This is a genomic window from Bradyrhizobium sp. Arg237L, from assembly GCF_029990105.1.
Lineage (GTDB): Bacteria > Pseudomonadota > Alphaproteobacteria > Rhizobiales > Xanthobacteraceae > Bradyrhizobium.
The window spans coordinates 1-22,969 of record NZ_JAQMIL010000045.1 but is presented as its reverse complement, the minus strand read 5'-3'; the positions used below and the strand labels follow the sequence as shown (position 1 = coordinate 22,969).

The window sequence follows — 22,969 nt, the reverse complement described above, 5'->3', positions numbered from 1 at the left end:
AGACCTTCAATCGGTCGGCGTGAACTCGGTTAACTGCACGATCGCTTTCCATCGCCCGGATTCGGATGCGAGCAGCCGGTTAAAGTCGGCCATCGGGATTGCGTCAATCTCGACGAACTGTCTTGCCATGCCGGCTTTGACCTCGTCGGTGCGCAAGGCCGCCTGGATCGAGCCATTGAGCCTTTCGACGATGTCGGCCGGGGTCTTTGCCGGGACAAAAAATCCAAACCATGTGAGGTCTTCAAGCGAGGGATAACCGGCTTCGGCCATCGTGGGCACATCGGGAAGAAATGTGCTGCGGCGTGGACCGGTGGTCGCGAGCGCACGAAGCTCTCCGGACTGGACCAGGCCAACGGAACTGCCGAGCGGCATGATGGCCGAGGCGATCTCGCCTTTCACGAGATCCTGTAGCGCGGCCCTGCCTTGATAGGGCACGTGGAGATACTCGAACCGCGCAGTGCGGCCCAGCATCGCCCCGATGAAGTGCAGCGTCGATCCAGCGCCCGCCGTGCCGTAGGTCGCCTGCGTCGGATTGGCGCGGCACCATGTGATGAATTCAGCCAGCGTCTTTACCTCGCGTGGTACCTTCGGACCCACCGTCAGCAATGTCGGAAATGAAGCGACGGTCGATACCGGAGTAAAATCCCGCGGCACGTATCTGAGCGTCTTGTAGACGTGAGGAAACAGCGTCAAGAAGCCAAGTGGCGCCAGCAAAAGGACAGATCCATCGGGGGTGGCCGCCTTCACGGCCTCCACCGCGACCCGTCCGCTCGCACCTGGCCGGGTCTCGACCACGATCGACGCCGCATAATCCTTCATCTGATCGGCGACGAGCCTTGCCACGGCATCGGGGAGCCCGGGCGTGAAGCCTGTCAGTATATGCGCGCTCTTCAGGCGCGGCTCGGCGATGCTCTGCGGCACGAGACCGGCGGCGGAGAAAGCGACGCCGGCCCCTGACATTGCCAGCACATCGCGGCGCGTCATCACCATCCAAGCCATCGGGTCCTCCGCGTCTGAGACGACAGGATCGAGAGGATGCTTGAGGCGGGTATATCCGTCCAATGCTAGTATGTGAGGGTTTCATAACTGTTTTGATAAGGATCGGACATGCAATCCATTGAGCGAGCCCGGCGCCGCATCAAGCTGCGCGATCTCCATATCCTGCTCGTTGTGGCTCAGCGGGGCAGCATGGCAAAGGCCGCGGCCGAACTGGCGATTTCGCAACCGGCCGTGTCGAGAGCGATCGCCGACATGGAGCATGCACTCGGGCTTCGGCTTCTCGACCGCGGCCGCAACGGCATCGAGCCCACGCCGTATGGGCGCGCCCTCGTCAAGCGCGGAATGACGATCTTCGACGAACTGATGCAAGGGCTGGAAGAGCTCGAATTTCTTGCCGATCCGACCATCGGGCAGCTCCGCATCGGTAGCTCGGAAAGCGTCGCGGCCGGCCTGCTTCCGGCCGTGATCGATCGATTCACGCGGCGCCATCCAGGTATCCGCCTGAATGTCGCGCAGATGGTGCTTGGCACCGCGCGTTACAGCGAACTGCGCGAGCGGAGCATCGATCTATTGCTGGGCTGGATCCCGACGCCGTTCGCCGAGGAAGATCTGGCGGTGGAGCCTGTGCTAAGTGACCCGCGTGTTGTGGTTGTGGGGGAGCGAAGCAAATGGGCGCGATGTTCCAGGGTCAGCCTGGCCGACCTTGCCGATGAAGCCTGGATATTGCCGCCGCCGGACACTTTTCCAGGCTCCGCCACGGCTGATCTGTTTCGCGAAAGCGGATTGAGCACGCCTCGCACGCCCGTCACGACGCTGTCGCTTCACCTCTGCTGCAGGCTCGCTGCGACCGGGAACTTCGTCACCTTGCTTCCAAGCTCGATTGTGCAGTTCAGCGGCCGCGATCTGTCGCTGAAGAGACTTCCGGTCAAGCTGCCGCGAACGTCGGCTGTGTCGGCGGCCATTGTGACGCTGAAGAATCGCACGTTGAGCCCGGCCGCCGAGATATTTGTCGCATGCGTTCGCGATGTCGCGAAGTCGATCGCAGGCAGATCGGCGGCTCACACGTCATGAGCTGCATGGCGGTGGAAATACGCGCACCTAGCGGAACATGCCGCGCAGGTTTTGCGCGAGATCGAACAGCGCGGGATTGCGCTTGACCAGCCGCTTGGCGCTGACGATGCCGGACATCGCGCTTGCCGCTAGCCTGCCGCGCCAGGAGAGCGGTATGAAGCTGTCGAAGATCGGCTCGTCGCTCTTGCAGAACAGCCGCTTGTACTCGTCCGAGCCGATGCCGAGGTCGAGGGCGCGGTAGTTCAGCGCGGCGTAGTGATCGATGATGTTGCGCATCAGGATCAGGCCGGGGCTGAACTTGGCGCTGGCGGACATTGTGTAGGTGTTGAACATCATCGAGAAGCGATGGCCGTCGGCGACGCCGGCGAAGATCGCGATCACTTCGTCGTCGCACTCGAGCGCGTGGATGTCGATGACGCGGCCGCCGCCCGGAACCTCGGTCAGGCAGGCGGAGCGGATGAAATCCTCCACGCCCGGCTCGGCAAAGACGTTGGGCAGCTTCTGTTCGGCCATGCGCTGCGGCTTGACGCGGAAGAACCAGTTCAGGACCCGCGTGACATCGGCGTCGGTGGCGGCGACCTGATAGCGATAGCCGGCAAGCTGCTGCAGCTTGCGTTCCTTGCCCTTCAAACGCCGCCGGAACGAATTGCTGATGAGGGTGGTGCGCTCGGCGCCGGGTTCGATGGCGAGCAGGGGACAGTCATTCACCGAGGATTGGTGCGGCAGCAGAGCCAGCGGGTTCGGCAGATCGCGCCAGTTGAGCGGCTGCTGGTGCAAGGCGAGCACGTCGGCCTCGCCGCGCGCCGCGATGGCCGAGACCATGGTCCTGAGATCGGCAGCCGTTGCGCCCGCGGCGAGGTCGCGGTCCCACAGCGCCATGTTGAAGGTGGCGTGCTTGCCGCCCATGAATGTGGCGCAGCGCACGCCAAGAGCGGTCTCGAGCGTCAGCGGCAGCACGAACAGCGGCCGGCGCTCGCCATCATGACCGATCACGATGAAGGGCGTGAGGCCCTCGCGCGCGCCGACCTGCCGCTGCCAGGCGGCGAGAAAATCAAAGCGCTGGTAGGGCGTGCAGAACTGCTTTTCGAAGCTGCGCCATGTCGGTTCGGCGGCTTCGAGATCGCGGATGATGTCGACACCGGTGACGCGGCTTGTTTTCGACCACGCTTCCAACTCCGCCGTTCGTGCTTCGATCGCGGCAGCCATGGTCATTGCTGAGTCCGGTATTAATCGATTATTTACAATTCGGCTTGGGCGACCTTCGCAGGGAAATGTCAACAAAGAGTAATAACAATCGTTAGACGGCGCCTGGGAACCGCCGGATCGGGGGCGGGACGTGGTGTCGGATATCACCTTCTTGAAGCGGGCGCAGATGGAGCTCGCTTACTTCTCTGGCTATGCGCGGTTGCGGCAGCGGCAGACCGGCGGGGCCGGCGTCATCCTGCGCTTCGAGCGCGCGCGGGCGCGCCGCCGCGAGCGGTTTCGGCCGCTGGCCTCGCGCGAGATCACGCCAGAGTTCCTGGACCGCACGATCCGGGCGCTGAAGCGCTGGAACTACGATATCGTCTCGATCGACGAAGCCTGCCGCCGCGCCGTCACCTTGCCGCTGCCGCGCCGCTTTGCCTGCCTGACGTTCGACGGCGGTTACAAGGATCTGGCGACGGATGCCTATCCGGTGCTGTCGAAGCATGGCGTGCCCTTCGCCATCTACCTGCCGAGTGCGTTTCCGGATGGGCTAGGGGAGGCGTGGTGGCTGGCGCTGGAGAAGATCATCGCGCGCGAGAGCCGCATCAGCCTCGTGATCGAGCGCAAGGAATTGCATTTTTCGATTCGTGGTGTGGCGGAAAAATACGAGCTCTACGACTTCCTCTCGAAATGGATGCGGACATTGGCGCCACCGGATGTCTCCGTCGCGATCAACGATCTCTGCAAGCGCTACGGCGTCGATCTGGCAGCACTGTCGCGCAGCGCCTCGATGGACTGGAACGATCTCACGATGCTCGCCGCCGATCCCAACGTCACGATCGGCAGTGCGACCGTGAACTATCCGGCGCTGTCGAACCTGCGCGACGCCGATGCCGAGCGCGAGATGGCGATGGGCAAGGCGGTGCTCGAGGCCGGCATCCGCCGCGAGGTCAGGCATCTTGCCTATCCATTCGGAGACCGCGAGAGCTTTCGTCCTGTGCATGTGCTAATGGCGAGCAAGACCGGCTTCGACAGCGCAGTGTCAAGCATCGGAGGGATCGTGAAAGCGCAGGGGCGCACCAACCTGCACGCGCTGCCGCGGGTGTCCTGGGACGGGCGTCTACGCTCGCTGCGCATGATGCGCGTGCTGCTGTCGGGGCTAATGTTCTAGGCGCGGTCGGGCCGCGACATCCAGGCCACGATCGGCATCGCCGGCAGCACCCAGCCGAGCCCGGCCACGACATAGAAAATCGCCTGCAGCAAGCCCGAATTGGCGAGCCAAGGCGTCTGCGCGACCGTCATGCCGAGCAGCGACCACACCACCACCAGCATCAGCAGGAAGATGGTTCCAAGCAGCTTGCGGGTGCGTATATTCATGGCCGATTGATCGATAACTCGTGAGGCAAAGCGCGCCTTGCGCCTGCGAGGAGGCGGACTATAAGGGGCGCGCCAATCCGATCAAGCAGGACCGATGACCGCACGTTCCGTCTCCGAGCCCTCCCAAAATGCCGCCGTTCGCTGGTGGCTGCTTTCGGTCGCAGCCCTCATCGCGCTCATGGTGCTGGTCGGCGGGGCCACCCGGCTCACCGAATCCGGGCTTTCGATCGTCGAATGGAAGCCGGTCACCGGCACGCTGCCGCCGCTCACCGAGGCGCAATGGACGGAAGCCTTCGAGGGCTACAAGAAGATCCCGCAATATCGCGAGCTCAATGCCGGGATGACGCTGGCCGAGTTCGAGACGATCTATTGGTGGGAATGGAGCCACCGCCTGCTCGGGCGCGTGATCGGGATCGCCTATTTGCTGCCGTTCCTCTATTTCCTGTGGCGCGGCGCCGTCGCCGACGGCGAGCTGAAGCGGCGGCTCTGGCTGATCTTCGGGCTTGGTGCGCTGCAGGGGGCGGTGGGCTGGTGGATGGTCGCTTCGGGCCTCTCCGAGAAGGTCGAGGTCTCGCAATATCGCCTCGCCGTCCATCTGATACTGGCGCTCCTGATCTATTCGGCGATCGTCTGGACGGTGCGGCGGCTTGGCGACCGGCCGCCAAATCCGGCGCCGTTGCGGCTGAAGATCACGGCCTTGCTGCTGCTGGCGGTGACCTTCCTGCAGCTCTATTTCGGCGCGCTGGTCGCGGGCCTGCGCGCGGGGAAGGTCTATAACACCTGGCCTGAGATCGATGACGCTTTCGTTCCATCCGCGGGGCGTCTGTTCTTCGAGCAGCCCTGGTGGCGCAATCTGTTCGACAATACGCTGACCGTGCAGTTCGAGCACCGCATGACCGCCTATGCGCTGTTGGCGCTGGCGATCCTGCATGCGATCGACACCATCCGTTCGCGCGCGAGCGGCGAGACGATTGCCGGCGCCTGGTGGCTGGTGGCGGCGATCACGCTGCAGGCGACGCTCGGGATCCTGACGCTCTTGAACCAGGTGCCGATCGATCTCGCGCTCATGCACCAGGCGGTGGCGATCGTGGTGCTCACGCTGGCGGTCCTGCAGGTCGAGCGGCTGCTGCCGCGACGCCGCGAAGTGGGGCAGGCAAAGCTTGCCATGCCGGTCGGGCAACCTGGTTGAGTTGAACTATTCTAATCTATCGTCGCCGCAAGAAATGCCCGTTTTGCGCGGGTTTTTTGCATGGTCCGGGCGTTGACGAAATCGTGCAGGCCGACAGCGCTTTACTTGAAAATCCCTGGCGATAGAACGAGCGAAAATGGGTTCGCTGATGTCGTCTGCATTCATTCAGGCCGCGGTCATCCTGCTGCGCGAAGGGCTCGAGGCGATGCTGGTGATCGCCGCGCTCGCCGGCTACCTGTCCAAGGTCGGCGCCGGCCATCGCATCCAGGCGCTCTATGGCGGCGCGCTGGCTGCGGTCGGCGCCAGCATCATCGCGGCCTGGCTGTTCGCGGTGCTGAATTCGGGCGAGCACAGCGACATCCTCGAGGGCGTCATCATCCTGTTTGCCGCGGGCCTCATGCTCTATGTCAGCGGCTGGCTGATGGTGAAGCAGGACCCGCAGGGCTGGAAGGAATATCTCGCGCACAAGGCCGATACTGCGCTGGCACAGGACACGGTGTGGGCGGTCGGCGCGCTCGCCTTCCTCGCGGTGTTCCGCGAGGGCGCCGAGACCGTGCTGTTCATCAACGCGCTGGCGACCACCGAGGGCGGCTGGAGCGCAGGCCTGTTTGCCGGACTCGGCGCCGCCACCATTGCGCTTGCGGTGCTGTTCTATTTCATTAACCTGATCGCGCAGAAGATTCCGCTGCGGCCGTTGTTCATCCTGACCTCGGCTTTCCTGTTCGTGATGGCGATCAAGTTCATCGGCGAGGCCGTGCAGGAATTCCAGGAGCAGGCGCTGCTGCCGTTCACGGAAGTGAAGAGCCTGTCCTGGCTCGCCGATCTCGGCCTGAACCCGACGCTGGAAGCGCTGTCGCTGCAGCTTCTGGTGATCCTGTTCGCGCTCGCGACCTATTCGGTGTTCCAGCGCAACAGTCGCCTAACGCGCCAGAGCAAGGCATCGACCAGGGCAGCGGCTAAATAATCTCACGCTCTATCGATCCAGCCCGAAGATCGCGCGCCGCCGGTTCCGCCGCGCTGCGAATGGCTGTGAAAGGGGCCCGCTTGGACCTCGCGCGGTATCCAGCCACCATGTGACAGTTTTTTTCACGTTTGCATTGCGGATTTGGCCTCGCCGATGTGTCTGTAGAAGAGGGGGCATTTGGGGCGGGGCATACAGATGACTGAGAACGATGAGGATCGGCGCGCGCTTGAGCCTCAGGGGGTGGTTGCACGTGAGATCCTTATCTCCGACGCCTATATGGCCGATGACGGCGATCTGGTCGCCACCGTCGTCGATTTCGTGAATTGGGCGATTGGCCCGGCCCATCTGGTCTCCGGCGAGGTCGTCGCGGAGGCATTCTGGAGCTATCACGCGGATTACTATCTGGCCCAGGTCAACAACGGCGGCCATGGCCAGTTTGCCCACAACAGTGGGATGAGCGAGCAGACGCTCGACAATTGTCGCCGCGGGCTCGTCGCGATGGGCGCAAAGGATTACGTCGCGATCTTCGACGAGTTCATGGCCATCATGAAGGGCGATCCGCGTCGGGCAAAAGGCATACAGGACGGCAGCGGTTTTGGGGAAATCGATCCCGCGATCAAGCTGCTCGACAAGCGCTTCGGTTCACTCCGCAATATGACCAATCTCAACGCAGCCTGGCTACGCACGCTGCCGGCCCTGCGACCGCTGCCACACGATCGGCTCACGGCCGAGCGCGAAGCGGTCATTGCGCGCAATTCCCTGCTCGCCGCCCGCCAGGACTATCTGCGGCGGGCCAAAGCGCGTTTCAGCGCCTCCGACCCGATCCAGGTGGCGGCGCGTGCGACCTGCGCTCAGGAGCGCATCGCCTTCGAAGGCGTGAATGCGGGCCTGCCGGTGGGCAATGGTCAGATCGCCTGGACCCTGAGCACATCAGCCGGTTCCCGCATGCTTGTGATGGGACATGGCATCGCCGTGCTGCGGGCCAACGGATCTCTGCGCGGCCAGTATTTCTTCGAAACGCGCGATACCTATCCTGCACCCGTCGGAGACGGCGAAATGCGCCGGGCGCTGATGGATGCGACGTCGCGTGATATTCGCGAGCGGATGAGATCGGCCGCGGGCGAGAGGACATCGGCATCGCCGGCCCAGTCCCGTGAGACGATATTGGCGAACTTTCTGTCGCCTGCGTTCAATGCCTTCTGGGGCAGCTTCACGGCCGGATCGAAGCGGATCAACACGGCAATCACCTGTCCCTATGTCGGGCACAATCCCTCTCTGGTGAGCTACGTTCCGCGTGCCTCGTCTCCGCTGCTGGCGGCTACCGAGGAGCATTCCCTGATCCGGCTCATTATCGCCAATGCGCTGTGGGATTCGTTCCTGGCTGCCGATGCCTTCAACGATTCGATGCTCGAGGAGCCGGATCGCGCCGCGGCCCTGTTGATCAATCTTGGAGCCGCGGCAACGGTTGCGGCGACCAGCCTGCGCGTGCTCGATACGGATCGCATCGCGGCGCTCGCGGTGCTTGCGCCCGGCGATTTCGTGCGGGAGCAGTACAACGTCCGATTCCAGTTGCTCGAGATCGCGCGCTGGTGGTTCAGTTTCGTGCCCAAGGCGGCAGCCGCATTCGCAGAAACGAGCTTTGCGCAGCGGTCGTGGATGTTCAACAACGTCTGCTTCAACCACGCGCAGGCGCTCGCCGAAGCGCTCCGTCCGGCAGTGACGGCCGATTTGACCGACGCGCTCGTCTATTTCGATCGGGAATATCCGTCGATAGCCATGCCATCCATGGAAGCGACCTATGATCTGGCGCTCAAGACATGCACCTCATATTTCGCGAGGTCCGAGCGCCACGCCAAGGCATGGGCAAACGTCGTCGCTGAGACACGCAATATGATCATGAGCGCCACGCCTTATGATGAAGCGACCGTCTTCGTGGTGACACCTGACATTGTGCAGGTTCGCACCTCCGAAAAGCTGGTCGGTCTGATCGGGGTCGTTGAGAACGAGGTCAGGGCGCGGCAGGTTTTCTACTATCGCAAGGAAGGCGCGCGGGCAGCTCTTTGAGAGAGTGCCCGAACGCAGCGTCATTGCGATCTAAAGATAATCCAGCCCGATATCGAGCGCAGCCGAGGAGTGCGTGACCCAGCCGACGGAAATGAGGTCGACGCCGGTCGCCGCGATCGCGGGCGCGGTCGCGGCCGTGATGCGGCCCGATGCTTCCGTGATCACCCTGCCGCGGGCCATCGCCACGGCCTGCCTGAGATCGTCGACCGTCATGTTGTCGAGCAGGACCGCGTCGATCCCGAGCGCCAGCGCTTCTTCGAGCTGCGCCAGCGTGTCGACTTCGACCTCGATCTTGACGAGATGGCCGACATGCGCCTTGGCGCGTTCGATCGCGGTGCGGATGTTGCCGGCAAGTGCGATGTGGTTGTCCTTGATCAGGACGGCATCGTCGAGGCCGAAACGGTGATTGCTGCCGCCGCCGGCACGCACGGCGTATTTTTCCAGTGCACGCAGCCCGGGCGTGGTCTTGCGGGTGCAGACGATCCGCGCGCGGGTGCCTTTCACGGCAGTGACCAACGACGCCGTTGCCGTTGCGACGCCACTGAGGTGGCAGAGGAAATTGAGTGCGGTCCGCTCGCCCGTCAGCAGCGCGCGCGCTGGGCCGTTGATGGTTGCAATCGTGTCGCCGGGGACGACGACGCTACCATCGGGCCGTTCGACCTCGATCCGGATCGCTGGCGAAATCGTCTGAAAGGCGCAGCGCGCCACGTCGAGGCCGGCGATGACGCCCGGCTGGCGCGCACGCAACGCGAGCGAAGCGCGCTGGTCGGCGGGCACGATCGCGTCCGCTGTGATGTCGCCGGCGCGGCCGAGATCCTCAAGCAGCGCGGTCCGCACCAGGGGTTCGTACATCAGGGGCAGAAGAGGATTTGACGTCACGACTGAACGCTCCTGACCGGCAGTTCGGATTCGATGATCTCGCTGGCGACGCTGAGCGCTTCCGCGAGGGTGAAGGTGGAGGGCACGCCCTTCGGCAAGGTGTCCGGAAAGTCGGTGCGGTAGTGGCCGCCGCGGCTTTCCTCGCGTGTTGACGCAGCGACAGCGATCATCAATGCGATCAGCGCCGGATCGGCGGTGGCGCCGCTCCCATTGGCCATCGGATAGAGATTGCGAATGGCGCGCTCGATCGAGGGTCGATCGCGCAGCACGCCGAGGGCCTGCGATACGAACGGCCGCACCATCGATGGATCGGATGCAGGCGGGAGCGCCGTCGGCGTGGGCGGGGCCGCGGCACTGCCAGCCACGCCATTGACGCTCTCGGCGACCCATTGCGCGCACACGATGGCTTCCATCAGCGAATTGCTGGCGAGTCGGTTGGCGCCGTGCAGGCCAGTGCGGCTGACCTCGCCGCAGGCCCACAAGCCCGTCACCGTGCTGCGGCCTTCGCTGTCAACGGCGACGCCGCCCATGTGATAGTGCGCCGCCGGACGCACCGGGATCGGATCGTCGGCCGGATCGATGCCAGCCATCTTGCAGAACGCGCTGATGACGGGATAGCGCTGTGCGAAATTCCTGCCCGGATGCTGCCGTGCATCGAGGAAGACGCGATGTCCTTCGGCGCGGCGGCGCCAGACTGCGCGCGCCACGATGTCGCGCGGCGCGAGCTCGGCGCCCGGTTCGCTCGCCATGAAACGCTGCCCGGTCTCGTCGATCAAGGTCGCGCCATCGCCGCGGATCGCTTCGGTCAGGAGCGGCATCGGTCGCGACGGTCCGTCGAAGGCGGTCGGGTGAAACTGGATAAATTCGAGATCGGAGAGGACGGCGCCGGCGCGAGCCGCGAGCGCCAGCCCCTGGCCGAAACAGCCCATCGGATTGGTGCTGTCCTGGAACAGGCCGCCGATGCCGCCGGTCGCAAGTACGACGCGGCTGGTCGGAATGACAAGCGAGCCACGATCGCTCGCAGCGAGCACGCCCTTGATCGCGTTGTCCTCGACGATGAGTTGGCGCGCCTCAAAACCTTCGATCAGCGTAATCGATGGGCAGCGGCGCACGGCGGTGATCAGTGCGCGCATGATCTCGCGCCCGGTGCCGTCGCCGGTGGCATGAACGATCCGCTTGCGGCTGTGCGCGGCTTCGAGCCCGAGCTGCCAGCCCCCATCTGGCCTGCGGTCAAAGCCGACGCCGAGCCGCGCGAGACGTTCGACGGCAGCCGGCGCTGCATCCACGATGCGGCTGGCGGCTTCTTCGTCGCAAAGGCCGGCGCCGGCGGCGATGGTGTCCTGCAGATGCAGGGCAGGGGTGTCGTCGTCGCCGACCGACGCAGCGAGCCCGCCTTGCGCCCACATGCTGGAGGCCTCCGCCCCGAGCGGCGATTTCGACAGCAGCACGACCGGTGCGGGCGCAAGCTGCAGGGCCGTCATCAATCCGGCGGCGCCGCCGCCAATGATCACCGGTTGCCCGGCCAAGGCCGAAACATCCATACTCATAGCGCCAGCATCCTTTCGACGGAACGCCGCGCGCGCTCGGCGATCTCAGGATCGATCGTGACCTCGTGCTCGTTGGTCTCGAGCGCATGTCGGATGTTCTTCAGTGTGATCCGCTTCATGTGCGGGCAGAGATTGCAGGGGCGGATGAACTCGACGTCGGGATGGAGCACCGCGACGTTGTCGCTCATCGAGCATTCCGTCAGCAGCACCACGCGTGCCGGATGCTCCTTGCCGACGAAGCCGGACATGGCTGCGGTGGAGCCCGAGAAATCAGCCTCTGCCACCACCTCGGGCGGGCATTCCGGATGCGCCAGAATGGTGACGCCGGGATGATTCTCGCGAAGCTGGCGCACATCCTCGGCATTGAAGAGCTCGTGCACTTCGCAATGGCCTTTCCAGGCCGTGATCTTGACCTTCGTCTGCGCGGCGATGTTCTGCGCCAGATATTCGTCCGGCAGCATGATGACGTGCTCGACGCCGAGCGATTGCACCACAGCGAGTGCATTGCCGGAGGTGCAGCAGATGTCGGACTCCGCCTTCACCGCGGCCGATGTATTGACATAGGTGACGATAGGAGCACCTGGATGGCGCTCGCGCATCAGCCGCACATCGGCGGCTGTGATGGACTCCGCGAGCGAACAGCCGGCCGCGAGGTCGGGGATCAGCACCGTCTTCTCGGGATTGAGCAGCTTTGCCGTCTCGGCCATGAAGTGCACGCCGGCGAGCACGATGATGTCGGCATCGACCTTGGTCGCCTCGCGTGCGAGCGCGAGGCTGTCGCCGACGATATCGGCCACGCCATGGAAGATTTCCGGCGTCTGATAATTGTGCGCCAGCACCACGGCGTTGCGCTTGCGCTTGAGGTCGAGGATGGCGTCGACGTCATCGGCGAAGGTCGCCCATTCGAACGGCGGGATCACCCGTTTGACGCGGTCATAGAGCGGCGCGGTGCGCGCGAGCGCACCGGATGAGGTGGCAGCCATTTATGCTCTCCTTGAGTATATTTCGCATTATACTTATCCTGAGCATAATGGAAGTCAAGAGCGCGAGAGCGGGAGCTTGGTGCCGGCGACGGCCCGTTCGGCCACAACACCGTGACGGAAGCGGAACAGCTTGGCGGGGCGGCCGACCGTCTCGGCGGCCATTGCGCCTGTTTCTTCAACGAGTTCCTGCTGCTCGATCAGGCGCCGAAAATTCTGTTTGTGCACAGTGCGGCCTGCAAGGGCCTCAACACTGCGTTGCAGTTGCAGCAGGGTGAATTCGGCCGGCATCAGCTCGAAGACGACCGGCCGGTATTTGATCTTGGCACGCAGCCGCGCGATGCCGGTGGCCAGAATGCGGCGATGATCCGATATCATGGCGCGGCCGGGCACTGCGGCTTCTCCGGCGCGCTTGTCCCGAACCGCTTCGGGGATCAGGGAGGCCTCGTAGAGCAGCTCGTAACGCTGCAGCACCAGTTCCTCATTCCATGCGCGGTCATCGAGGCCGAAGGTGATGGCGGCGCGCTGCGAGCGGGCCTTCTGCACGGAGGTGCTCTCCGCCGATTTTGCCCAGGCGCGCAGCTTGGGCGCCACGATCTTTGCGATCAGGGGCGGGGTTCCGGCGCGATGATCTTCCCACGGGAAATACTCATACCAGCCGGACCAATGAGCCTGGGAATCCTCCCTGACCTGGTCCTCGCGGGTGAGACCCAGATAGCTGATCGAGATGCGATGCGGCGCCCTGGCGTCGCCGGTGCGCCCGTGGTCGGCGAAGGTATAGAGTTGCTCGACATAGCCGAGCGGGTGTCCGGTCTGCGCCTCGACCCAGGCTCGCAGACCGGTCTGCAGCGAGCGGTGCCCGAACTGGAACGGACCGCTCGGCAGCGCGGTCGCGTTCGCGATCGTCATGATCTTGGGCTCGCCCTCGGTCACCGCGACCAGGACGGCGACGAGGTCAGCGGTGGTCGCGTCGATCGATGTTTCGGCTTTTCGCGGTGCCTTTGCCACGCGGATGTCCTGTCGCGGCTAGCAATAGCCGTAAACGCCGCAGGCGTACGGCAGGCGATTCCAGTAGGGACCGCCGTAGTAGGGCCCCCCATAATACGGACCGTCATAGCTGTAGGAGAAGTGATTGCCGTAATAGCCGGGCAGGCTCGACGAGCCCGGCAGGATCGGCTCGCCATTGACGAACGGCACGTAAGGCACCACGGCGGCCGGCGTGAACAGCACGTCCGGATCCTGTTCCGCTACGGCGATCTGGCGACCGCGGCGGACATAGGGGGCTGACGTCACTGACGTCCGGTACTTGTAGTGCGGGCGCGGCAGGCCGGGCGGCAGTTGGCGGGCGGCGCGGTAGGCCGCGCGCTTGGTTGCAACCGGGCCATCGGCGGCAACGGCGGCATCAATCGCAAACAGGGCGATCGAAGAGAACAATATCGGGCGCAGCATCGTCGTCTCCGAATCGAGAGGGCGACAGAATGCCACCTTATAGCGGAATGACCGTTAATGAGAGGCCCGCGACATCAGATGAAATGGCTTGGCCGTCATGGCCGCGCTTGTCCCGGCCATCCACGAGACTTGCATGGTCGCAAAAGACGTGGATGCCCGGGACAAGCCCGGGCATGACGACCGCGTCATTTTGCGTCGCGCGCGATCAAGCCCGCAGCGCCTGGTCGAGGTCGGCGATCAGATCGTCCTTGTCCTCGATGCCGATCGAGAGCCGGACCACGTCGGGGGCGGCGCCGGACTTGATCTTCGCGGCATCGTCGAGCTGGCTGTGGGTGGTGGAGGCCGGGTGGATCACCAGCGAGCGGGTATCGCCGACATTGGCGAGGTGCGAGAACAATCTCAGGTTCGACACCAGGTTGACGCCGGCGTCATAGCCGCCCTTGAGGCTGAAGGTGAACACGGCGCCCGCGCCTTTCGGCGCATATTTGCGCGCAAGATTGTTGTTCTTGTCGCTGGGTAGCCCCGCGTAATTCACCGACGCCACCGCGGGATGGCCGGCCAGGAATTCCGCGACCGCTTTCGCGTTGTCGCAATGCTTCTGCATGCGCAGCGGCAGCGTCTCGATGCCGGTCAGGATCATGAAGGCGTTGAACGGCGACAGCGCCGGGCCGAGATCGCGCAAGCCGAGCACGCGGCAGGCGATCGCGAAGGCGAAATTGCCGAACGTCTCCTGGATCTTGATGCCGTGATATTCCGGCCGCGGCTCGCTCAGCATCGGATATTTGTTGTCTTTCGACCAGTCGAAGGTGCCGGCATCGACGATGACGCCGCCGAGCGAGTTGCCGTGGCCGCCCAGGAACTTGGTCAGCGAGTGCACGACGATGTCGGCGCCGTGGTCGATCGGCTTGATCAGATATGGCGTTGCCAGCGTGTTGTCGACGATCAGCGGCACGCCGGCCTTGCGCGCCACCGCAGCGATCGCCTCGATATCGGTGACGCTGCCGGAGGGATTGGCGATCGATTCGATGAAGATCGCCTTGGTGTGCGGCGTCACCGCGCGCTCGAAGCTTTCGATCTCGTCCGGATCGGCCCAGGCGACGTTCCAGCCAAAGCTCTTGAAGGCGTGGGTGAACTGGTTGATCGAGCCGCCATAGAGTTTTCGCGCGGCGATGATCTCGTCGCCGGGCTTCATCAACTGCTGCAGCACCACGACCTGTGCGGCGTGTCCCGAGGCGACCGCAAGCGCCGCGGTGCCGCCTTCGAGTGCGGCGACGCGCTCCTCCAGCACCGCATTGGTCGGGTTGCCGATGCGGGTATAGATGTTGCCGAACGACTGCAGGCCGAACAATGAGGCCGCGTGGTCGGCGTCGTTGAACACGAATGACGTCGTCTGATAGATCGGCGTCGCCCGCGCGCCGGTGGTGGGATCGGGCTGCGCACCGGCATGCACGGCGAGGGTCGAAAATCCCGGAAGGCGATCGGTCATTCTGAGTGTCCTGTGTTTGGATCGGAAATAAAATGCGCGGCATGCTGAGGGCACCCGCGTCGGTCGTCAAGGCGAGTTCGTCGTCGCCTCTGGTGTTGGAAAGTCCGTGCTTCGTTATGCCGCGATATCGAAACGAACGTTTCGCGATTGCATTACGAAAGTTCGGTCTTGTTTTTCGCGGCGCGATCGGAAGCCGCCGTTTCGCCGCCGCCGACGCTCATCCGATTGAGTGACAGCCGCATGCCCTGCGTCGGCATCGGCGCGCGCTTCGAGCTCAGCGTCCGCGAATTGACGCCCATCCAGGAAATCTCCGACGACAGCCGGCCGTATTCGATTTTCGGGCAGCGGTTCATGACGACCTTGATGCCAACAGCTTCGGCCTTTGCCGCGGCTGCATCATCACGCGCGCCGAGCTGCATCCAGATCACCTTCGGCAATGGCGACAGCCTGAGCGCCTCCTCGACAACCGGCATGATGTGGCTCGAGTTGCGAAAGATGTCGACCATGTCGATCGGACGTCCGATGTCGGCGAGCGACGCGACGAAGGGCTTGCCGAGCAGGCCCTTGCCGACATGGCCGGGATTAACCGGGATCATGTCGTAGCCGCGCTCCGCCAGGTATTTGAACGCGAAATAGCTCGGCCGCACATTGATCGGCGAAGCGCCGACCATCGCGATCGACTTGACGCTGTTGAGGATGCTGCGGATGTAATTGTCGGGGTAGGTGTCGTGGTTCATCGCTAGTCTTCATCTAGTTCATATGTCGAGTACGTCATTGCGAGGAGCGAAGCGACGAAGCAATCCACGCTTCAGCAGCGGAGAGATGGATTGCTTCGCTTCGCTCGCAATGACGGGAACTATCTATCCTGCCATTTCGGCTCGCGCTTCTCGATGAAGGCGCCGATGCCTTCCTCGGCGTCGCGCGCCATCATGTTTTCGGTCATCACCTCGGCAGCGTAGTGATAGGCCTCGGCCAAGGTCATCTCGGCCTGGCGGTAGAACGCTTCCTTGCCGAGTTTCACAGTATAGGCGGATTTCAGCGCCACTTTTTGCGCCAGCGCAATCGCGGCCTCGCGTTCGGTGCCGGCAGGCACCACGCGGTTGATGAGGCCGATGGCCTGCGCGGTCGTGGCCGAAATCGGCTCGCCCGTGAGCAGCATCTCCATGGCCTGCTTGCGCGGGACATTGCGCGACAGCGCCACCATCGGCGTCGAGCAGAACAGGCCGATATCGACGCCGGGTGTCGCGAAGGCCGCATTCTCAGAGGCGACCGCGAGATCGCAGCTCGCAACCAACTGGCAGCCGGCGGCGGTCGCAATGCCCTGGACGGAGGCGACCACGGGCTTCGGCAGGTGCACGACCGCCTGCATCATCGCGCTGCAGGCATTCATGATCTCAGCGAAATAGGCTCGGCCGCGATCGGCGTCGCTACGGCGCGCGGTGAGTTCCTTCATGTCGTGGCCGGCCGAGAAGGCCGGACCGTTGGCGGCGATGACCACGCCGCGCACGGCTCGGTCGTCATGAATCTCCTTGAGCGCGCCATGCAGCTCGGCGATCAGGCCTTCGGAGAGGCTGTTGCGCGCGGCGGGGCGGTTGAGCGTCAGCACGGCGATGCTGCCGACCTGCTCGCGCAGGAGGATCGGCGATTGCGGCGCGACGGCACGGGCGGCTTGGGGCATCTCCAAATTTCCACTAAGGCTTTTTGTCAATAAGGCTTGGCCGCAACTTAATGTAACACGCGGACTGAATCGAGGGCGGGGACGGCATGGCACTGGCGAAAATGAGCGTGGCTGAACTGGAGAAGTTCCTCCGCGAGGAGTTTCCCCAGGCCTTCACTGGGGACGACGTCATCATCGAGAGCGCTGATGGCGAGACCTGCCTTTTGCGCCAACGCTACAGCGAGCGGATGCTGCGGCCGGGCGGCACGGTCTCGGGCCCGACGCTGATGGCGCTGGCTGACTTCGCGATGTATGTGGTGGTACTGTCGGCGATCGGCCCGGTTGGCCTGGCGGTCACCACTAATCTCAACATCAATTTCCTCCGCAAGGGACAGCCGGGGCGGGACGTGCTGGCGGCGGGTAGGCTGCTGAAGCTCGGCAAGCGGCTGGCGGTCGGGGAGGTCAACCTGCTTTCGGGCGATTCTCCGGATCCGATAGCGCATGTGACGGCGACCTATTCCATTCCAAATAAATAGAGTTTCTGAAGGTATTATTGCACCTTATTTTTAAGGTATTGTTTTAACTGGGATAAATCGCTCCGGTCGGCGTTGACGAATTTCATTCGCTTCTCTAGAAAGCCGTCAGTCCGGCGCAGCGTCTTGCGCCGAAAACTCCTTTCCACGGACAGCTCACATGAAAACCTTTTCGGCCAAGCCCGCCGAGGTGCAGAAGAAGTGGGTCGTGATCGACGCCAAGGGTGTGGTGGTCGGCCGGCTCGCTACCATGGTCGCGATGCGCCTGCGCGGCAAGCACCTGCCCACCTACACGCCGCATGTCGATTGCGGCGACAACGTCATCATCGTCAACGCCGCCCATGTCGTGCTGACCGGTCGCAAGCGTGACCAGAAGGTCTACTACAAGCACACCGGCTTCATCGGCGGCATCAAGGAGCGCAGCGCGAAGCAGATCCTCGAGGGTCGCTTCCCCGAGCGCGTGGTCGAGAAGGCCATCGAGCGCATGATCCCGCGCGGCCCGCTCGGCCGCATGCAGATGGGCAATCTGCGCGTCTATCCCGGCGCCGAGCATCCGCACGAAGCGCAGAACCCCGAGAAGATCGATTTCGCCTCGCAGAACCGCAAGAACATGAGGGCAGCATAAGATGTCCGATACCATGCAGTCTCTCGATCAGCTTGCGCAGCTCAAGCCGGCGGCTCCCGAGGCGCCGAAATATGTGAAGAAGATCGACAAGTACGGCCGCGCTTATGCCACCGGCAAGCGCAAGGACGCGGTTGCCCGCGTCTGGGTCAAGCCGGGCTCCGGCAAGATCTCCGTCAACACCCGCGACGTCGAAGTCTATTTCGCCCGTGCGGTGCTGCGGATGATGATCCAGCAGCCGCTGGTCGCCGCCGCCCGCGCCGGCCAGTATGACGTGATCTGCACGGTCACCGGCGGCGGCCTGTCCGGCCAGGCCGGTGCGGTACGCCACGGCCTCTCCAAGGCGCTGACCAATTTCGAGCCGGAATTGCGCGGTGTCCTGAAGAAGGGCGGCTTCCTCACCCGCGACTCGCGTACGGTCGAGCGCAAGAAGTACGGCCGCGCCAAGGCGCGCAAGTCGTTCCAGTTCTCGAAGCGCTAACCGCTTCACTGCAATTTGCACCAATTGCGAAGGGCGCCGCGAGGCGCCCTTTTTGCTGCGCCTTTGCACATCAATTGTCGCAGTTTTTCCCGAAAACTTTTGTGTGCACGCAAACGGATTGCCAACACGCCACGCATAGCCTGAGCAGCATTAACGGCGCGCTATCCTTTTCGGATCGCGCCCTTGAGAACGTGGCATCACACGCTTTCATCACACGCACCAGGCGGGGCTCATGTCGTTCGATATTTCGACGCTTTATCTGTTTGCCACAATGGTGGCTGGAATGCTCGGCGCCATGTTGTTGTTCTTCGGCAATCAGGAGAAGATTCCAGCGTTGAAGTGGTGGGGCAGCGCGTATCTTCTCGGTGCTGCCGCGGTGGCGGCATCGACCATCGCGGGCTCGATGCTTGGCGAAATCGCCTCGCTGGCGCTGAATGCGATGGGCTTCATTGCCTGCGGCATGGTGTGGAACGCTGCACGCGTGTTTCATGGCCGCAAGCCGAATATCCCCGGTCTCGTGCTCGGCGCGATCGCCTGGGTCGGCGCCGCGCTGGCCTTGCCGCCTGAGCTGCCCACGCTGAAGCTGACCATCGGCGCTGCCATCATCGCGATCTACGCGTGCCTCACGGCAGCCGAATTGTGGCGCGAGCGGCGGCGCGCGACCCAAAGGCGCTGGCCCGCACTCGCGGTGCCCGTGCTGCACGGCTGCGTGTTGCTGCTGCCGATCCTGGTCGGCAATTTCCTGCGTCCGCACGATGCGGCCTTCGGCAGCAGCACCTGGGTGACGGTGTTCTCGGTCGAGCTCATCCTCTATGCGATCGGCACCGTCTTCGTGATCTTCATGCTGGTATCGGACCGCGAGGTGACCGCGCACAAGACGGCGGCCTCGATGGATCCCCTGACCGGCATGTTCAACCGCCGCGGCTTTGCCGAGGCCTGCACGCGGGTGATCGAGCGCGAGGCCAATGCCGGCCGTCCGGTGACGGTGATGATCTTCGATATCGACCATTTCAAATCGATCAACGACCGCTTCGGCCATCCCGCCGGCGACGAGATCCTGAAATTGTTCTCGGCCGTCGTCGTCAACAACCTCCGCATCAGCGATCTCTCCGGCCGCATTGGCGGCGAGGAATTCGCGGCGCTGCTGCCGTGCTCGCTGGAGGAGGGCGTGATCGCCGCCGAGCGCGTGCGCGAGTGCTTCCAGGCCTCCGGCATCGTCTGCGACGAAGGCTCTGTCGACACCACCGTGAGCATCGGTGTTGCCGGCGGGCCGGCGGGCACCGAGCTCGAGGTGCTGCTGGCGGCCGCCGACACCGCGCTCTACCAGGCCAAGCGCGGCGGCCGCAACCGCGTCGAGGCCGCGGAAGAGTTGCCGCTGTCGCTGGAGAACTGGCGGCGCAAGACTGCCGGTCTCGCACCGCAGGCGCGCGAGACGCCGATCGCGGCGTGAGAGCGATTTGAGCGATGTCGGTAGGATTTCATTTACCATTCGATTCCTATCATTCCGGCCATGGAATCGACCCGCCTTCACAACGCTCAATCCGCCTTGCTGTCGCTGGAAGCTGCCGCCGCCACCGCCCGCGGCGGGTTCGCCTGCCTGTTCTCGAGCTCGGCTGAATACGAGACCGCGCTGATCGCCGAGCGCCGCGCCCAAGGCCGCTACGGCCGCCCGCGCAGCCCCTGGCCAATGCTGATGTTCCTGGGCATCGCGCTGATGATCCTCGGCACGGTGCTGGTGTTCAATTAGGTAACGGGACATCCCGTATCGGTGAGGGCGCCGCGAGGCGCCTTTTTCTTTCCCATAGACTGGGCTAGAGACGGGCCCTTTCCAGGGAGAAGCCCAATGGTCACCGAAATTGCACTCATCGACGTCAAGCCCGGCAGCGAGAAGGATTTCGAAGCCGCAGTGGAGAAGGCGCGGCCGCTGTTTCTGCGCGCCAAGGGCGGCAAAGGGTTCGAATTGCACAAGTCGATCGAGAAGCCGTCGCGCTACCGGCTGGTTGCGAAGTGGGAGACGCTCGAAAACCACACCGTCGATTTCCGCGGCTCGGAAGACTTCGCCGCCTGGCGCGCCCTGGTCGGGCCGTTCTTTGCCGCGCCGCCGGAGGTCGAGCACACCGAGATCGTCGTGACGGCCTGAGGCCACCTCACGCCGCCACCGGCGGCTCCTCGGCCTTGAAGTGGTCGATCATCACCTTGGCGATCGCCATCAGGGGGAGCGCAAGCGCGAGCCCCCAGACGCCGAACACCACCCCGAGCAGGATCTGGAACGCAAACAGCGTGGCAGGCGGAATATCCAGCGCCTGCCGCTGGATGATCGGGGTCAGCACGTAGCTCTCCATCGCGTGCACGCCGAGGAACAGCACGAAGGCGGAGAGCGCTGCGATCCAGCCCGAGGCAAGGCTCGCGAGCACCACGATCAATCCGCCCAGGATCGCGCCCACCGTCGGAATGAAGGCGAGCAGGCCGGCCTGGATGCCCAGGATGAACGAACTCTGGATGCCGATGATCGAGAGCCCGATCCAGGTGACGAAGAACACCGCGCCCATGGTGATGATCTGGGCGATCAGCCAGCGCTCCAGCGTGTCGCCGATGCGGTCGACGATGATGGTGGCTTGCTCGCGGTGCCTGGCCGGCATCACGAACAACAGCCCGGCGCGGTAGATGCTGGGCTGGGTGGCAAACGCAAGCCCGAGAAACATCACGATGAAGAAGTTGCCGACCGCGCTGACAGTGCCGAGCAGCACCTTGAGGGTCTGGCTGATGATCGCGCCGCCGCTGGATGCGAGCGCTCCGGCGCTCGGAAGACTATGGGTCGCCGCGGCGCCTGGGGTCGTCGGCGTCGACGAGTCGGTCGGTGCGGCGGCCTGGTTGCTGAAATCGAGGTAGCTGGTGTCGATACCGTGGCTCTCGAGGAAGGACTTCACGTTCACCAGTTGCGACTTGATGGTGTCGCTGAGCGCGGAAGCCTGCTGGGCGATGGTGGCCCCGCCCAGGAAGACGACGCCCGATAATAGCGCCGCCAGTGCGAGGCAGACGATGGTCAGCCGAAGCGCATGGGGCAGCTTGACGCCATGGCCGAGCAGGTTGGTGAGAGCGTTGAGCGCGACGCCGAGCAAGACCCCGGCGAAGATCAGGAACAGCGTCGCCGCATAATGCCAGGCGAGCGCCAAGAGCGCCGCGAACAGTACGATGCCGATGCCGCCGACGCTGATCGCCCACGCCAAATCGTTGCGGGCCTGCAGGTGGTCGCCGCCGGGTAGCCTCACATTGATTCCTTCGCGCATCGATTGTTCTCACCTTGTCGCCAAAATCCTGCCGGGATCAAGCCGCCGCACGCGCGCCGGTTTGCCGCCGCCCGCCGGCAGGCCTTCCCGCGGGATGGCGGCAGGCCGCCGCGCCTGCGTCCCGCGCCGATGTGCTCCGCCAGCATAATCTGTTGATCCATGGTCCGGTCGGGGGCATTATCCCTCTGGAACCATGACAAACATAGAAAATCATTCCTACGCGAGACACTGAGCAATGAGACGGCCCGTGGTCGGCGTGATCGGAAACGCCCATCGCATCGAAGATCGTTTCACGGTTCAGATGGTTGGGGAGCGCAACCTGCGCGCGATCACCGATGTCGCCGGCGCTGTTCCGCTGATGTTCGCCGGTTCGCCGGAGATTACCGACGTCGGCGCCTTGCTCGACGTGGTCGACGGCGTGGTCCTGACCGGGGCGCGGGCCAATGTCCACCCGACCCGCTTCAAGTGCGAGCCGCATATCAGTCACGAGCCTTATGACATCCATCGTGACGAGGTTGCGCTGGCGTTGTCGGAAGCCTGCGTCGCGCGCGGCATTCCGCTGTTCGGCATCTGTCGCGGCCTGCAGGAGATGAACGTCGCCTTTGGCGGCTCGCTGCATCCCGAGATTCGCGAACTGCCGGGACGCATGAACCATCGCATGCCGCGGCTGGACAACGGCGAGATCCATCCGGACCCGCTGGTCGTGTTCGCCGACCGGCATGACGTGACGCTCACGCCGGGCGGCGTGTTCGTGAAGCTCCTGGGCTGCGAGACAATCCGCGTCAATTCGCTGCACGGGCAGGGCATCCTGGAGCCCGGCGAACGCGTCGTGATCGAAGGCGTCGCCGAGGACGGCACCATCGAGGCGATCCGCATCGCCGACGCGCCAGGCTTTGCACTCGGGGTGCAGTGGCATGCGGAGTACGACCCGCAGCGCAACCCGATCAACAAAAAGCTGTTCGAAGCCTTCGGCGCAGCGCTGCGCGAACGGCGGCGGGCGGCGGCGTAGGGGCGCGCTGTTGCGACGATGGCGCTGTCGTCCCGGCCTTCGCCAAGACGAGGGGAAGGTTCTGATTCAAATGTCAAATAGCTCTCCGCTGTCATTGTCCGGCTTGACCGGACGATCCAGGTTGTAGATTCCATGGGGCGGTGAGCGCGCCCTTTCCGGTAGGTTTGGGTTTCCACACTCGAACCATCGG

24 protein-coding genes are annotated in these 22,969 nt (G+C 64.0%); 12 read left to right on the top strand and 12 right to left on the bottom strand.

The window, feature by feature from the left end:
- Nucleotides 1-6: 6 nt before the first annotated feature.
- The gene (locus tag OZ411_RS25335) at nt 7-999 is read right to left on the bottom strand and encodes a tripartite tricarboxylate transporter substrate-binding protein (protein ID WP_282530138.1); all 993 of its coding nucleotides are present in this window, start codon (nt 997-999) and stop codon (nt 7-9) included.
- A 108-nt stretch (nt 1,000-1,107) separates the two neighbouring features.
- Here OZ411_RS25335 and OZ411_RS25330 point away from each other — a divergent pair, with 108 nt between their 5' ends.
- On the top strand, nt 1,108-2,070 hold the full coding sequence (locus OZ411_RS25330) for a LysR family transcriptional regulator (protein ID WP_282530137.1): 963 nt from the start codon (nt 1,108-1,110) through the stop codon (nt 2,068-2,070).
- Between the two features lie 27 nt (nt 2,071-2,097).
- Here OZ411_RS25330 and OZ411_RS25325 read toward each other — a convergent pair whose 3' ends face one another.
- Nucleotides 2,098-3,282: a GNAT family N-acetyltransferase gene (locus OZ411_RS25325; protein WP_282530184.1), complete on the bottom strand. Its 1,185-nt coding sequence runs from the start codon at nt 3,280-3,282 to the stop codon at nt 2,098-2,100.
- 124 nt (nt 3,283-3,406) lie between these two features.
- Between OZ411_RS25325 and OZ411_RS25320 the strand changes: the two genes are divergently transcribed.
- Entirely contained in the window at nt 3,407-4,426 is a 1,020-nt protein-coding gene (locus tag OZ411_RS25320; RefSeq protein ID WP_282530136.1) for a polysaccharide deacetylase family protein, read from the top strand.
- On the opposite strand, the gene OZ411_RS25315 is transcribed toward OZ411_RS25320, so the two are convergent.
- Complete coding sequence (locus OZ411_RS25315; RefSeq protein ID WP_028162849.1) at nt 4,423-4,632, bottom strand: DUF2842 domain-containing protein; 210 nt, start codon at nt 4,630-4,632, stop codon at nt 4,423-4,425. The two genes, OZ411_RS25320 and OZ411_RS25315, sit on opposite strands and share 4 nt — an antisense overlap.
- A 94-nt stretch (nt 4,633-4,726) precedes the next feature.
- Between OZ411_RS25315 and OZ411_RS25310 the strand changes: the two genes are divergently transcribed.
- From OZ411_RS25310 to OZ411_RS25300, 3 genes are all read left to right on the top strand, one after another.
- Nucleotides 4,727-5,821, top strand: coding sequence for a COX15/CtaA family protein (locus OZ411_RS25310; protein ID WP_282530135.1), 1,095 nt, complete (start codon nt 4,727-4,729; stop codon nt 5,819-5,821).
- 148 nt (nt 5,822-5,969) lie between these two features.
- The gene (locus OZ411_RS25305) at nt 5,970-6,785 is read left to right on the top strand and encodes an FTR1 family protein (protein WP_282530134.1); all 816 of its coding nucleotides are present in this window, start codon (nt 5,970-5,972) and stop codon (nt 6,783-6,785) included.
- A gap of 195 nt (nt 6,786-6,980) precedes the next feature.
- A complete protein-coding gene (locus OZ411_RS25300) occupies nt 6,981-8,849 on the top strand; it encodes a hypothetical protein (RefSeq protein WP_282530133.1) in 1,869 nt (622 codons plus the stop codon).
- Between the two features lie 30 nt (nt 8,850-8,879).
- Here OZ411_RS25300 and nadC read toward each other — a convergent pair whose 3' ends face one another.
- The 8 genes from nadC to OZ411_RS25260 form a co-directional block, all read right to left on the bottom strand.
- Complete coding sequence (nadC, locus tag OZ411_RS25295) at nt 8,880-9,728, bottom strand: carboxylating nicotinate-nucleotide diphosphorylase (RefSeq protein WP_282530132.1); 849 nt, start codon at nt 9,726-9,728, stop codon at nt 8,880-8,882.
- Nucleotides 9,725-11,275, bottom strand: coding sequence for an L-aspartate oxidase (locus OZ411_RS25290; protein ID WP_282530131.1), 1,551 nt, complete (start codon nt 11,273-11,275; stop codon nt 9,725-9,727). The genes nadC and OZ411_RS25290 overlap by 4 nt, the downstream gene beginning before the upstream one ends.
- Nucleotides 11,272-12,258 (bottom strand): quinolinate synthase NadA, encoded by a 987-nt coding sequence (gene nadA, locus OZ411_RS25285; protein WP_282530130.1) that lies wholly within the window; start codon nt 12,256-12,258, stop codon nt 11,272-11,274. Before nadA ends, OZ411_RS25290 begins: the two co-directional genes overlap by 4 nt.
- Nucleotides 12,259-12,312: 54 nt before the next feature.
- Nucleotides 12,313-13,263, bottom strand: coding sequence for a hypothetical protein (locus OZ411_RS25280; RefSeq protein ID WP_282530129.1), 951 nt, complete (start codon nt 13,261-13,263; stop codon nt 12,313-12,315).
- A gap of 18 nt (nt 13,264-13,281) precedes the next feature.
- Nucleotides 13,282-13,704 (bottom strand): hypothetical protein, encoded by a 423-nt coding sequence (locus OZ411_RS25275; RefSeq protein WP_282530128.1) that lies wholly within the window; start codon nt 13,702-13,704, stop codon nt 13,282-13,284.
- Between the two features lie 205 nt (nt 13,705-13,909).
- Nucleotides 13,910-15,190: an O-acetylhomoserine aminocarboxypropyltransferase gene (locus OZ411_RS25270; RefSeq protein ID WP_282530127.1), complete on the bottom strand. Its 1,281-nt coding sequence runs from the start codon at nt 15,188-15,190 to the stop codon at nt 13,910-13,912.
- Nucleotides 15,191-15,342: 152 nt separating this feature from the next.
- On the bottom strand, nt 15,343-15,927 hold the full coding sequence (locus OZ411_RS25265) for a CoA-binding protein (protein WP_130582831.1): 585 nt from the start codon (nt 15,925-15,927) through the stop codon (nt 15,343-15,345).
- Nucleotides 15,928-16,046: 119 nt separating this feature from the next.
- The gene (locus tag OZ411_RS25260) at nt 16,047-16,868 is read right to left on the bottom strand and encodes an enoyl-CoA hydratase (RefSeq protein ID WP_282530126.1); all 822 of its coding nucleotides are present in this window, start codon (nt 16,866-16,868) and stop codon (nt 16,047-16,049) included.
- Nucleotides 16,869-16,954: 86 nt separating this feature from the next.
- On the opposite strand from OZ411_RS25260, the gene OZ411_RS25255 reads away from it, so the two are divergent.
- The 6 genes from OZ411_RS25255 to OZ411_RS25230 all read left to right on the top strand — a co-directional run bounded on the left by OZ411_RS25255 (nt 16,955) and on the right by OZ411_RS25230 (nt 20,623).
- On the top strand, nt 16,955-17,383 hold the full coding sequence (locus OZ411_RS25255) for a PaaI family thioesterase (protein ID WP_282530125.1): 429 nt from the start codon (nt 16,955-16,957) through the stop codon (nt 17,381-17,383).
- A 157-nt stretch (nt 17,384-17,540) separates the two neighbouring features.
- The gene (rplM, locus tag OZ411_RS25250; protein ID WP_282530124.1) at nt 17,541-18,005 is read left to right on the top strand and encodes a 50S ribosomal protein L13; all 465 of its coding nucleotides are present in this window, start codon (nt 17,541-17,543) and stop codon (nt 18,003-18,005) included.
- A gap of 1 nt (nt 18,006) precedes the next feature.
- Nucleotides 18,007-18,483, top strand: coding sequence for a 30S ribosomal protein S9 (gene rpsI, locus OZ411_RS25245; RefSeq protein ID WP_130582827.1), 477 nt, complete (start codon nt 18,007-18,009; stop codon nt 18,481-18,483).
- A 232-nt stretch (nt 18,484-18,715) separates the two neighbouring features.
- Nucleotides 18,716-19,933 carry a GGDEF domain-containing protein gene (locus OZ411_RS25240; protein WP_282530123.1) on the top strand — a complete coding sequence of 406 codons (1,218 nt, stop codon included), beginning with the start codon at nt 18,716-18,718 and terminating at the stop codon, nt 19,931-19,933.
- A gap of 60 nt (nt 19,934-19,993) precedes the next feature.
- On the top strand, nt 19,994-20,230 hold the full coding sequence (locus OZ411_RS25235) for a hypothetical protein (protein ID WP_130582825.1): 237 nt from the start codon (nt 19,994-19,996) through the stop codon (nt 20,228-20,230).
- A gap of 96 nt (nt 20,231-20,326) precedes the next feature.
- Nucleotides 20,327-20,623 (top strand): antibiotic biosynthesis monooxygenase family protein, encoded by a 297-nt coding sequence (locus OZ411_RS25230; RefSeq protein ID WP_028162832.1) that lies wholly within the window; start codon nt 20,327-20,329, stop codon nt 20,621-20,623.
- A gap of 7 nt (nt 20,624-20,630) precedes the next feature.
- On the opposite strand, the gene OZ411_RS25225 is transcribed toward OZ411_RS25230, so the two are convergent.
- Nucleotides 20,631-21,770 (bottom strand): AI-2E family transporter, encoded by a 1,140-nt coding sequence (locus OZ411_RS25225; RefSeq protein ID WP_282530122.1) that lies wholly within the window; start codon nt 21,768-21,770, stop codon nt 20,631-20,633.
- A 235-nt stretch (nt 21,771-22,005) separates the two neighbouring features.
- On the opposite strand from OZ411_RS25225, the gene OZ411_RS25220 reads away from it, so the two are divergent.
- The gene (locus tag OZ411_RS25220) at nt 22,006-22,779 is read left to right on the top strand and encodes a gamma-glutamyl-gamma-aminobutyrate hydrolase family protein (protein WP_130584403.1); all 774 of its coding nucleotides are present in this window, start codon (nt 22,006-22,008) and stop codon (nt 22,777-22,779) included.
- Nucleotides 22,780-22,969 lie beyond the last annotated feature (190 nt).

What these genes read in the sequence shown, in the direction of transcription:
- OZ411_RS25335 (WP_282530138.1), bottom strand. Translation starts at nt 999, where the DNA reads ATGGCTTGGATGGTGATGACGCGCCGCGATGTGCTGGCAATGTCAGGG.
- OZ411_RS25330 (WP_282530137.1), top strand. Translation starts at nt 1,108, where the DNA reads ATGCAATCCATTGAGCGAGCCCGGCGCCGCATCAAGCTGCGCGATCTC.
- OZ411_RS25325 (WP_282530184.1), bottom strand. Translation starts at nt 3,282, where the DNA reads ATGACCATGGCTGCCGCGATCGAAGCACGAACGGCGGAGTTGGAAGCG.
- OZ411_RS25315 (WP_028162849.1), bottom strand. Translation starts at nt 4,632, where the DNA reads ATGAATATACGCACCCGCAAGCTGCTTGGAACCATCTTCCTGCTGATG.
- OZ411_RS25310 (WP_282530135.1), top strand. Translation starts at nt 4,727, where the DNA reads ATGACCGCACGTTCCGTCTCCGAGCCCTCCCAAAATGCCGCCGTTCGC.
- OZ411_RS25305 (WP_282530134.1), top strand. Translation starts at nt 5,970, where the DNA reads ATGTCGTCTGCATTCATTCAGGCCGCGGTCATCCTGCTGCGCGAAGGG.
- OZ411_RS25300 (WP_282530133.1), top strand. Translation starts at nt 6,981, where the DNA reads ATGACTGAGAACGATGAGGATCGGCGCGCGCTTGAGCCTCAGGGGGTG.
- OZ411_RS25290 (WP_282530131.1), bottom strand. Translation starts at nt 11,275, where the DNA reads ATGAGTATGGATGTTTCGGCCTTGGCCGGGCAACCGGTGATCATTGGC.
- nadA (WP_282530130.1), bottom strand. Translation starts at nt 12,258, where the DNA reads ATGGCTGCCACCTCATCCGGTGCGCTCGCGCGCACCGCGCCGCTCTAT.
- OZ411_RS25275 (WP_282530128.1), bottom strand. Translation starts at nt 13,704, where the DNA reads ATGCTGCGCCCGATATTGTTCTCTTCGATCGCCCTGTTTGCGATTGAT.
- OZ411_RS25270 (WP_282530127.1), bottom strand. Translation starts at nt 15,190, where the DNA reads ATGACCGATCGCCTTCCGGGATTTTCGACCCTCGCCGTGCATGCCGGT.
- OZ411_RS25265 (WP_130582831.1), bottom strand. Translation starts at nt 15,927, where the DNA reads ATGAACCACGACACCTACCCCGACAATTACATCCGCAGCATCCTCAAC.
- OZ411_RS25260 (WP_282530126.1), bottom strand. Translation starts at nt 16,868, where the DNA reads ATGCCCCAAGCCGCCCGTGCCGTCGCGCCGCAATCGCCGATCCTCCTG.
- OZ411_RS25255 (WP_282530125.1), top strand. Translation starts at nt 16,955, where the DNA reads ATGGCACTGGCGAAAATGAGCGTGGCTGAACTGGAGAAGTTCCTCCGC.
- rplM (WP_282530124.1), top strand. Translation starts at nt 17,541, where the DNA reads ATGAAAACCTTTTCGGCCAAGCCCGCCGAGGTGCAGAAGAAGTGGGTC.
- rpsI (WP_130582827.1), top strand. Translation starts at nt 18,007, where the DNA reads ATGTCCGATACCATGCAGTCTCTCGATCAGCTTGCGCAGCTCAAGCCG.
- OZ411_RS25240 (WP_282530123.1), top strand. Translation starts at nt 18,716, where the DNA reads ATGTCGTTCGATATTTCGACGCTTTATCTGTTTGCCACAATGGTGGCT.
- OZ411_RS25235 (WP_130582825.1), top strand. Translation starts at nt 19,994, where the DNA reads ATGGAATCGACCCGCCTTCACAACGCTCAATCCGCCTTGCTGTCGCTG.
- OZ411_RS25230 (WP_028162832.1), top strand. Translation starts at nt 20,327, where the DNA reads ATGGTCACCGAAATTGCACTCATCGACGTCAAGCCCGGCAGCGAGAAG.
- OZ411_RS25225 (WP_282530122.1), bottom strand. Translation starts at nt 21,770, where the DNA reads ATGCGCGAAGGAATCAATGTGAGGCTACCCGGCGGCGACCACCTGCAG.
- OZ411_RS25220 (WP_130584403.1), top strand. Translation starts at nt 22,006, where the DNA reads ATGAGACGGCCCGTGGTCGGCGTGATCGGAAACGCCCATCGCATCGAA.